This is a genomic window from Rubrivirga sp. (assembly GCF_049648075.1).
In the GTDB taxonomy this organism is placed as follows: Bacteria; Bacteroidota; Rhodothermia; order Rhodothermales; family Rubricoccaceae; genus Rubrivirga.
Genome location: NZ_JBARYR010000242.1, coordinates 1 through 8,795, shown reverse-complemented (window position 1 = coordinate 8,795; position 8,795 = coordinate 1). Strand labels below are relative to the sequence as shown.

At 68.0% G+C, this 8,795-nt stretch carries 12 protein-coding genes; 11 read left to right on the top strand and 1 reads right to left on the bottom strand.

Going from position 1 to position 8,795, the window contains the following annotated elements; translation table 11 throughout:
- Together lptB and aroF are read left to right on the top strand one after the other, a co-directional pair.
- On the top strand, window positions 1-557 hold a 557-nt coding region (lptB, locus tag WBA11_RS07375), incomplete at its 5' end, for an LPS export ABC transporter ATP-binding protein (RefSeq protein WP_424520053.1).
- A 127-nt stretch (window positions 558-684) separates the two neighbouring features.
- On the top strand, window positions 685-1,731 hold the full coding sequence (gene aroF / locus WBA11_RS07370) for a 3-deoxy-7-phosphoheptulonate synthase (protein WP_424520052.1): 1,047 nt from the start codon (window positions 685-687) through the stop codon (window positions 1,729-1,731).
- A gap of 85 nt (window positions 1,732-1,816) precedes the next feature.
- On the opposite strand, the gene WBA11_RS07365 is transcribed toward aroF, so the two are convergent.
- Window positions 1,817-1,948, bottom strand: coding sequence for a hypothetical protein (locus tag WBA11_RS07365; RefSeq protein WP_424520051.1), 132 nt, complete (start codon window positions 1,946-1,948; stop codon window positions 1,817-1,819).
- Window positions 1,949-1,969: 21 nt separating this feature from the next.
- Here WBA11_RS07365 and glmS point away from each other — a divergent pair, with 21 nt between their 5' ends.
- The 9 genes from glmS to WBA11_RS07320 form a co-directional block, all read left to right on the top strand.
- Window positions 1,970-3,808 carry a glutamine--fructose-6-phosphate transaminase (isomerizing) gene (glmS, locus tag WBA11_RS07360; RefSeq protein ID WP_424520050.1) on the top strand — a complete coding sequence of 613 codons (1,839 nt, stop codon included), beginning with the start codon at window positions 1,970-1,972 and terminating at the stop codon, window positions 3,806-3,808.
- Between the two features lie 144 nt (window positions 3,809-3,952).
- A complete protein-coding gene (locus WBA11_RS07355) occupies window positions 3,953-4,393 on the top strand; it encodes a hypothetical protein (RefSeq protein ID WP_424520049.1) in 441 nt (146 codons plus the stop codon).
- 12 nt (window positions 4,394-4,405) lie between these two features.
- Window positions 4,406-4,816 carry a hypothetical protein gene (locus tag WBA11_RS07350; RefSeq protein WP_424520048.1) on the top strand — a complete coding sequence of 137 codons (411 nt, stop codon included), beginning with the start codon at window positions 4,406-4,408 and terminating at the stop codon, window positions 4,814-4,816.
- A 78-nt stretch (window positions 4,817-4,894) separates the two neighbouring features.
- Window positions 4,895-5,980, top strand: a complete 1,086-nt coding sequence (gene prfA / locus WBA11_RS07345) for a peptide chain release factor 1 (protein WP_424520055.1) — start codon at window positions 4,895-4,897, stop codon at window positions 5,978-5,980.
- Window positions 5,980-6,642, top strand: coding sequence for a hypothetical protein (locus WBA11_RS07340; protein WP_424520047.1), 663 nt, complete (start codon window positions 5,980-5,982; stop codon window positions 6,640-6,642). Before prfA ends, WBA11_RS07340 begins: the two co-directional genes overlap by 1 nt.
- A gap of 347 nt (window positions 6,643-6,989) precedes the next feature.
- The gene (rpsF, locus tag WBA11_RS07335) at window positions 6,990-7,397 is read left to right on the top strand and encodes a 30S ribosomal protein S6 (protein ID WP_424520046.1); all 408 of its coding nucleotides are present in this window, start codon (window positions 6,990-6,992) and stop codon (window positions 7,395-7,397) included.
- A 387-nt stretch (window positions 7,398-7,784) separates the two neighbouring features.
- Complete coding sequence (gene rpsR / locus WBA11_RS07330) at window positions 7,785-7,991, top strand: 30S ribosomal protein S18 (protein ID WP_424520054.1); 207 nt, start codon at window positions 7,785-7,787, stop codon at window positions 7,989-7,991.
- Window positions 7,992-8,070: 79 nt separating this feature from the next.
- Window positions 8,071-8,529 carry a 50S ribosomal protein L9 gene (rplI, locus tag WBA11_RS07325; protein ID WP_424520045.1) on the top strand — a complete coding sequence of 153 codons (459 nt, stop codon included), beginning with the start codon at window positions 8,071-8,073 and terminating at the stop codon, window positions 8,527-8,529.
- A gap of 75 nt (window positions 8,530-8,604) precedes the next feature.
- On the top strand, window positions 8,605-8,795 hold a 191-nt coding region (locus tag WBA11_RS07320), incomplete at its 3' end, for a hypothetical protein (RefSeq protein WP_424520044.1).

The window sequence follows — 8,795 nt, the reverse complement described above, 5'->3', positions numbered from 1 at the left end:
GCACGGCGTCGAGGCGCATCACGCGCACGCCGATGTACCAGCGGGCACGGCTCGGCATCGGATACCTCGCCCAAGAGGCGTCGGTCTTCGCGTCGATGACCGTCGAGGACAACCTGCGCGCCGTCCTGGACTTCCACAAGGTGTCTCGGGCCGACCGCGAGGCCCGCGTCGAAGAGCTGATCGAGGAGTTCGGCCTCGAGGTCGTCCGGCGGTCGAAGGGCCACCAGCTCTCGGGCGGCGAGCGGCGCCGGACCGAGATCGCCCGCGCGCTCGCGACCCGTCCCCAGTTCATCCTGCTCGACGAGCCGTTCGCCGGCGTCGACCCGATCGCGGTCGAGGACATCATGCGGATCGTCGTCGCGCTGCGTGAGCGGGGAATCGGCGTGCTGATCACGGACCACAACGTCCACGAGACGTTGGCCATCACCGAACGCGCGTACCTGCTCTACGACTGCAAGATTTTTATGGAGGGCACGGCCCAAGAGCTCGCGGAAAACGAGGAGGTCCGGCGCCGCTACTTGGGAGAGAGCTTCACGCTCGAGCGCTACGGCGGCTGAGCCGTCCTCGAGGTCGCCCGCGTCGAGGACGATGGCCTCTCGCCGTCTCGAGCGCCAACTCGCCGTGAACGCCGAACACCAAGAGGTCCGCTCGGTAGGTTTCACTCCCGTCTGAAACCCCACGCCCATGGCCGGCCTCGTCGTCATCCCCGATCCCTCCGCCGACGCCGACCGCGTCGAGGCCGTCGCCCACGCCCTGCGCGGGTTCGGCTTCGACGTCCACCGGACCGGCGCCGAGCCCGTCGTGCTGGGCGCGACGAACGTGTCGCCCGACTTCGACCTGCGCCACATCAAGGTCCTCGAGGACGTTCAGGACGTGGTCCGCGTCACGAGCCCCTACAAGTTCGCCGCCCGCGCGTGGCACCCCGAGCGCACCGTCGTCGACCTCGATGGCGTGCGCGTCGGTGGCGACGAGTTGGTCGTGATGGCGGGGCCGTGCTCCGTCGAAAGCGAGGACCAGATCTTCCGGTCGGCGGAGGCCGTCGCGGCATCGGGCGCCCAGATCCTGCGCGGCGGCGCGTTCAAGCCCCGTTCGAGCCCGTACTCGTTTCAGGGGCTGGGTAAGGACGGTCTCAAGATGATGCGGGCCGCCGCCGACGCGTACGGCCTTCGGGTCGTGACCGAGGTGATGGCCGAGAGCCAGATCGAGGTCGTCGCCGAGTACGCCGACGTGTTGCAGATCGGCGCGCGCAACATGCAGAACTTCCCGTTGCTCCAAGAGGTCGGCAAGGCGGGCGTGCCCATCCTGCTCAAACGCGGCATGAGCGCCACGATCCAGGAGTGGCTGATGTCGGCCGAGTACGTTCTCGCCGAGGGCAACCCCGACGTGATCCTGTGCGAACGCGGGATCCGCACGTTCGAGACCGCCACGCGCAACACGCTCGACCTGTCCGCCGTGCCGGTCGTCAAGCAGCTGTCGCACCTGCCGGTCATCGTCGACCCGAGCCACGGCGTCGGCATCCGCGACAAGATCGCGCCGATGGCCCTCGCCGGCGTCGCGTGCGGCGCGGACGGCCTGATGATCGAGACGCACCCGAACCCGCCTGAGGCCCTCAGCGACGGTCCGCAGTCGCTCTACTTCGACGCCTTCGCCGACCTGATGGAGGGCGCACGCCGCGTCGCCGGCGCCGTCGGTCGCGGGTTCCCCGCCGCCCTCGAGGCTGAGCCGGTCTGAGCGTCGGCGTCCTCGAGGGCGCCGACGGGATCTCTCGGCAAGTTCGTGACAACGTTGTCTGCGCTCGCAGGGGCACATGATGGCGTCAAGCTGCGTCCTCGAGGGCGAGCCGCCGTTGGGCCGGGTTGACTCCGGCGGCGTGGGACCGTGTCTTTCGGACCTCGAGGGCGGCCTCGGACGTCCAACCCTTCGCACGGACGGTGCGTCGGTTCCCCATCTCTAGCCTACCCAAGACCTTATGTGTGGCATCGTCGGATACATCGGCACGCGGAGCGCGAGCGACCTGATCGTCAAGGGCCTGCGGCGGCTCGAGTACCGCGGCTACGACTCGGCCGGCGTCGCCGTCGTCAACGGCGAGCTGAGCGTCCGAAAAAAGGAGGGCAAGGTGGACGAGCTCGCCAAGCTCTTGGAGGCCCAACCGGTCGAGGGGACCGTTGGGATGGGTCACACGAGGTGGGCCACCCACGGCGCTCCGAACGACGTCAACGCCCACCCACACGAGTCGACCGACGGCCGGTTCGCGATCATCCACAACGGGATCATCGAGAACTACGGGGCCATCAAGCGGCGGCTCGTCGAGAAGGGGTTCACGTTCGAGAGCGAGACCGACACCGAGGTCCTGGCCCACTTTATCGAGGACGTCCAGAACGAGGCCGACCTCGACTTCCCCGAGGCCGTCCGACAAGCGCTGACCCAGGTCAACGGCGCCTACGGCATCGTGGCCGTGAGCCAGGACGACCCGGACCAGCTCGTCGTCGCCCGCAATGGCTCGCCGCTGCTGCTCGGGATTGGCGACGGTGAGCACTTCGTCGGGTCCGATGCAAGCCCGTTCATCGAGTTCACCAAGGACGTCGTCTACCTCTCCGACGGCGAGATGGCGATCGTCCGGCGCGACGGCTACGAGGTGTTCGAGATCACTGGCGCCCCGGTCTCCAAGGAAGTCCGCCAGCTCGACTGGGACTTGGAGGAGATCGAAAAGGGCGGGTACGAGCACTTCATGCTCAAAGAGATCATGGAGCAGCCCGAGTCGATCGCGAACGCGATGCGCGGGCGCGTCCGGCCGGACGAAGGCCGGATCAAGCTCGGCGGCTTGGACGACGTCTTGCCGCGACTCGTCAAGGCCAAGCGGATCGTGATCTGCGCGTGCGGCACGTCGTGGCACGCGGGTCTGGTGGGGGAGTACCTCATCGAGCGGCTGGCGCGCGTCAACGTCGAGGTCGAGTACGCCTCGGAGTTCCGCTACCGCGACCCCATCCTCGACCCTGAAAACGACGTCGTGGTCGTGATCTCGCAGTCCGGCGAGACGGCCGATACCCTCGCTGCCGTCCGGCAGGCGCAGGGCGCAGGCGTCCTGGCGATCGGGCTGGTCAACGCCGTCGGCAGCACGATCGCGCGCGAGACCGACGCGGGTGTTTACCTCCACGCCGGTCCCGAGATCGGCGTCGCGTCGACCAAGGCGTTCACGGCGCAGGTCGCCGTCCTGGCCCAGATCGCGCTCCTGCTCGCCCACGAGCGCGGCGTGATGGACGACGACGAGCTCCGCCGGCATACCGAGGCGCTCGCGGCGATCCCGCAGCAGGTCCAGACCGTCCTCGAGGGCGACGGCCAGATCCGCAAGATGGCGCGGGACTACCGGTACGCGTCGAACTTCCTCTACCTCGGGCGCGGGCTCAACTTCCCGGTCGCCTTGGAGGGCGCGCTCAAGCTAAAGGAGATCAGCTACATCCACGCCGAGGGCTACCCGGCGGCCGAGATGAAGCACGGGCCGATCGCCCTGATCGACCAGTTCATGCCCGTCGTCTGCATCGCGACCCACGACGCGACCTACGACAAGGTGGTCTCGAACATCGAGGAGGTGGCCGCGCGCGGCGGGACGGTCATCGCCGTGACGGACGAGGGGAACGACGACCTCGATGGGCTGGCAGAGTACGTGGTCGAGGTCCCCGCGACCCTCGACGTGTTCGAGCCGCTCTTGACCGTCGTGCCTCTACAGCTCTTGAGCTACCACATCGCGGTCATGCGCGGGTGCCACGTGGACCAGCCGCGCAACCTCGCCAAAAGCGTGACGGTGGAGTAGGGGATTGGAACAGCCTCGAGGTCGCCGGTCCGTCCTCGAGGCCGGCACGGTGCCGTCCGGGCACGGCGAAGAGACTTTGAGCCGCCCTCGAGGGCGACCTAGACTGTCTGCCGATCGCGCTCCGACCCCGATGCTCCGACCCCGATGACGCTCCGCATTTTGCTCGCCCTGATGGTCGTGGTCGCGGGTTGCGACTCCGTCGGGGTTGATCCCGATGTCTATGACGGGGTTGTCGAGGTGTCTCTCTTCGAGACCACCGACGACGTGCCGCTCTCGCTCCGGCTCGTCGCCGTCGAGGACGGAGACGGGTGCGGCGACCTCCTGAAAACGTCGCTCGGCCGTGACGGCTCGGTACGGCGCATCGAGGTCGATGGCATCGAGCGGCCTCCGCCGGACGCTGTCGTGTGCGCCGCCATCATCTCAGCGTCGGCTGTCGTCGATCTCGAACTCGGGCCGGACCTGTCAGGCGGCTACGTCCTCGAGATCGAGCACGCCGGGTCCACCGATCTCTACGCCCTCGACCTCACGGGATCCGTGCCGATCCTCGAGGCCGTCCGCACCTCGACGACGCGGATCGCCCGCTAGACACCGACCTCGATGATCCGTCTCCTGATGTGGGCCTCGCTCGTTCTCGTCGTCGGCTGCGATAGCGCCCCCGTCGACCTCGAGGTCGGTGACCTCGTCGTGTCCGCCGACGCCGACGGGTTCCTCATCGAGACCGAAGAAGACCTTTCGTGCTCGACCCTTCCCATTCTCGTGGACACCGAGGTCGACGGAAACCGGATTACCGTTGAGGTGGAAGGGATCGACGAGTCGCGTCCGTGCACGGATGTTCCTGGACCGGCGCGCGCGTCGATTCCGTTTCCTGTGACCGGTAGTCAGCCATTCTTCTCCCTCGAGGTCGTGAAGGACGGTGCCACCGACCGGTACCGCTACGAGTGTGGATTTGCGGGGTGCGACTTCGGTCCGCAGGGCGACCTGACGTTCTCTCGTCCCGGCCCGCGGTAGTCGCGTCGTCTTCGAGGCTGCGCCCTCGAGGCCGGACCTGGCCGGTCGGTAGATTCGGTGTCCCTCGCGCCGACCCCGATGATCAACCAAGACGCCCTCGACTCGCTCCTCGCCCGGTACAAGGAGGTCATGGCCGAGATGTCTCGGCCGGAGGTCGCGATGGACCCCCGGCAGTCGGCGCCGCTCGGGCGCGAGCTGTCCGGCTTGGAGCCCGCCGTCAAGGCTGCGAAGGAGTGGCGCGAGCTGTCGGAGGAGGCCGCCGGGTTGCGCGAGATGATCGAGGCGGAGACCGGCGAGATGGCCGAGCTCGCGGAGGTCGAACTCGAGGACGTGACCGAGCGGTTGGCCAAGGCGGAGACCGACCTCGAGGAAGCGCTCGTGCCGAAGGACCCGGAGGACGCTCGCGACGCCATCGTCGAGATCCGATCCGGGACGGGCGGCGACGAGGCGGCCTTGTTCGCCGGCGACCTGTTCGACATGTACCAGAAGTACGCCGCGACGCACGGCTGGAAGGTCGAGGTCATGGATACGTCGGAGGGCACCGTCGGTGGGTTCCGGGACATCACGTTCGCGCTCAAGGGGACCGACGTGTTTGGCCAGATGAAGTACGAGTCGGGCGTCCACCGCGTCCAGCGCGTGCCCCAAACCGAGAGCCAGGGCCGAGTCCACACCTCGGCGGCGACGGTCGCCGTGCTGCCTGAGGCCGAAGAGGTCGACGTCGAGATCCGAGCCCAAGACGTCCGCGTGGACGTGTACCGGTCGTCGGGTCCGGGCGGGCAGTCGGTGAACACGACGGACTCCGCCGTCCGCCTGACGCACGAGCCGACGGGGCTGGTGGTCTCGATCCAGGACGAGAAGAGCCAGATCAAGAACAAGGACAAGGCGTTCCGGGTGCTCCGGTCGCGGCTTTACCAGATGGAACTCGACCGCGTGCACAACGAGCGAGCCGCGGCGCGCAAAGAGATGGTCGGGTCTGGCGACCGCTCGGGCAAGATCCGGACGTACAACTGGCCCCAGGGACGGGTCACGGACCACCGCTTGGAGGGCGACGACAAGAACCACGCGCTGCAGAACATCCTGGACGGCAACCTCGAGGACGTGGTCAAGGCGCTCGCGCTGGCGGACCGCGAGGCGCGCATGGAGGAGGCCGCAAGCGGGGAGTAGTGGGCGTCCGGTCCACGCTCTACCGGGTTGAGCCGGAGCTCTTGTTTGAGGCGACCGGTCGCGCGTGCCGGGTAGGGAAAGAGATCGGCCGGGCCACGTTCGGGGTCCCGGACTGGGGCCACGAGGCCGAGGACTACGAACGGCGGCCTGGGTCCGCCGTCCGTTTGGCGGAGATGCTGAGCCGGACGCACAACAGCGTGTGGGAGCGGCGGTACAACGCCGCCGTGTTCAGTCCGTGGGACCACCGGATCCACGACGGCGCCCTCGAGACCGCAGAACTCCAGAAGACGTGGAACGACTTGCTGATCGCGTTCGACCCTGAGGAGTGGGTCGGTGAGTCGAGACCCGAGTCGGGGACGCCGCCGGTGTTAGCCCGAAGCGTACTCGGGACACACCTCTTTCCACCCGCCCTCGACCGGACGTTCGACAGCGCGTTCCACCCTCGGTTCAATCTCCCGATAGACGTCGCGGTGATTGCGTCCGCCCTCGAGGACGCCCACCTCGATGCGCTCATCACTAGAGCGGAAGGGGTCGCGGAATTGCTTGGGGTGGCTACAAAGTGGTTCATGCCGAAGTGGTTGCCGAGAGCGTTCGAGGACGTGCGTGGCGTCTACACCCGGGCGGCCGACGATGGAAGCGTCGTCGTGTGCTGCATCGACTGAGCGAGGCCGCCCTCGAAGTCGTCTCTCGGAGCTAACGGGCCGCCCTCGAGGTCGAGGGATCTGGGTCCACCCTCGAGGCCGAGCGCCACCCTTGAGGCGACGAGCAGCACCGTATGGATCCCCGCGTGCGCGAGGATGACTCTGGGAGTTCTGAGGTCGCTGTGTCTGACGCGTCTTCGAAGACGGCTCCGCGTTGAACTCGACCCCGAACCCCGAACGTCTTCGCTCCTGCTTCGCTGGTCTCGTCCTCGAGGCCGGGTACCTTCGTCGTTCGCCCTGCTCGCGGGGGATCCGGGGACACATCCTGGGACGCCGCGGGCTCACTGAACTCAGTTTCCCACAGGGACATGGCAGACGCCCAGGCTCCGGCCTCCGGGTCCAAAGACCCGATGTACGAGTTGATGTACATCATCAACCCGGTCCTCAACGAGGACCAGACCAAGGACATCGTCCAGCGCGTGACGCAGTACCTCTCCGAGAACGGCGCGGCCGTCGAGCACGTCGAGGAGAACGGGAGCCAGCGCCTGGCCTACCCGATCGAGAAGAAGCGGAACGGCTTCTACGTCGTGGCCAACTTCCGTCTTCCCAAGGCCGCCAACGGCGGGCTCTTGAAGATCGAGCGCGCGTTGATCATCAACGACGACATCATGCGGCATATGGTGCTCCGCTACGACGCCAAGATGGAGCGGCACTACCAGGCCCAGCGGGCCGGTAAGGACCTCCCGAAGATCGCGCCGCCCGTCCAGCGCGCCTAACCCGAGCCCGCGCCCTCGATGGCGCTCACAACCATGGCAGAAGTCCAGAACAGCAACGCGGACGCGGCAGGCGCCGCCCCCGAAGAGGCTGCGGCTCCCGAAGCGGCTGCGACCCCCGAGACCGCTGCGGCCCCCGAGGCTGCCGCGACCGGTCCCCAGAACCCTGAGGTGACCAAGATCGAGGAGACGAACGTCGGCAACGCCCTCGAGGCCGCCAGCGTCCCCGCCTCCGCCGACGCCCCCACGGCCGTCGAGCAGGCCGCCGCCCAGATCGGCTCCGAGCCCGCGCCCCGCGCCGTCTCGCCCGAGGTCGCGGCGCGGCTCTTGGCCGCCTCCAACCCGGAGGACCTTCAGCGGATTGCGGCGCCGGGTGCGCAGCGGGCCACCATGAAGTGCCCCTTCAAGGAGGCCGGCGTCGAGTACATCGACTACAAGGACACCGAGACGCTCAAGCGGTTCGTGAACGAGACCGGCAAGCTGCTCCCGCGGCGCATGACCGGCGTCTCGGCTAAGTTCCAGCGCCAGCTCACGACGGCCGTTAAGCGCGCCCGCCACGTGGCGCTGCTCCCGTTCGTCGCCGACAACGTCAAGTAGAGCGGACCCTCGTCCTCGAGGACGGCTACGGCACTTCGGTGCTGCGACCTCGAGGACGGGACCGACAACCGAGAACACCATGACAGTCATTCTCACGGAGGACCACGACACGCTCGGCATGAAGGGCGACGTCGTCGACGTCAAGCCGGGCTTCGGCCAGAACTACCTCATCCCGAACCAGCTCGCCGTCGTCGCGACCAAGTCGACGCGGAAGCGGTACGAGGAGGAGCGCCGTCAGGCCGCCCACAAGATCGAGGCCGCCCGCGGCAACGCGGAGAAGCTCGCCGAGAAGCTCAACGGCACCGAGGTCGTGATCCCGGTCAAGACCGGCGGCGACGACAACGACCGCCTGTTCGGCACCGTCACGACGGCCCAGGTCGTCGAGGAGCTCAAGTCGGTCGGGTTCGACCTCGACCGCCGCAAGGTGTCGATGGAGGACGTCAAGACGACCGGCGTCTACCCGGCGACGGTGCGCCTGCACCCCGAGATCACGGCCGAGGTCAAGGTCACGGTGGTCGCCGAGGAGGCCTCGCTCTAGAACGGATTTGCCGGCCTCGCCCTCGAGGTCGGTGCGGCGGCGTACGTTTGTGCCCGCCGCTTCCGTTTGTGCCGAGTGATCCGCTTCGCCTCCATTCTCGCACTCGCCGCCCTGTCGGCCGTGCCCGCGTTCGCCCAAGGCGTCCGCTCCGCCGACGTCGTCACCTGGACGGCTCGGGCCGAGCGCGCTGAGCGCGGTGAGACCGCGCGCGTCGTCCTCGATGCGGTCGTCGAGCCCGGTTGGCGGCTGTACGCGTTGGCGTCGCC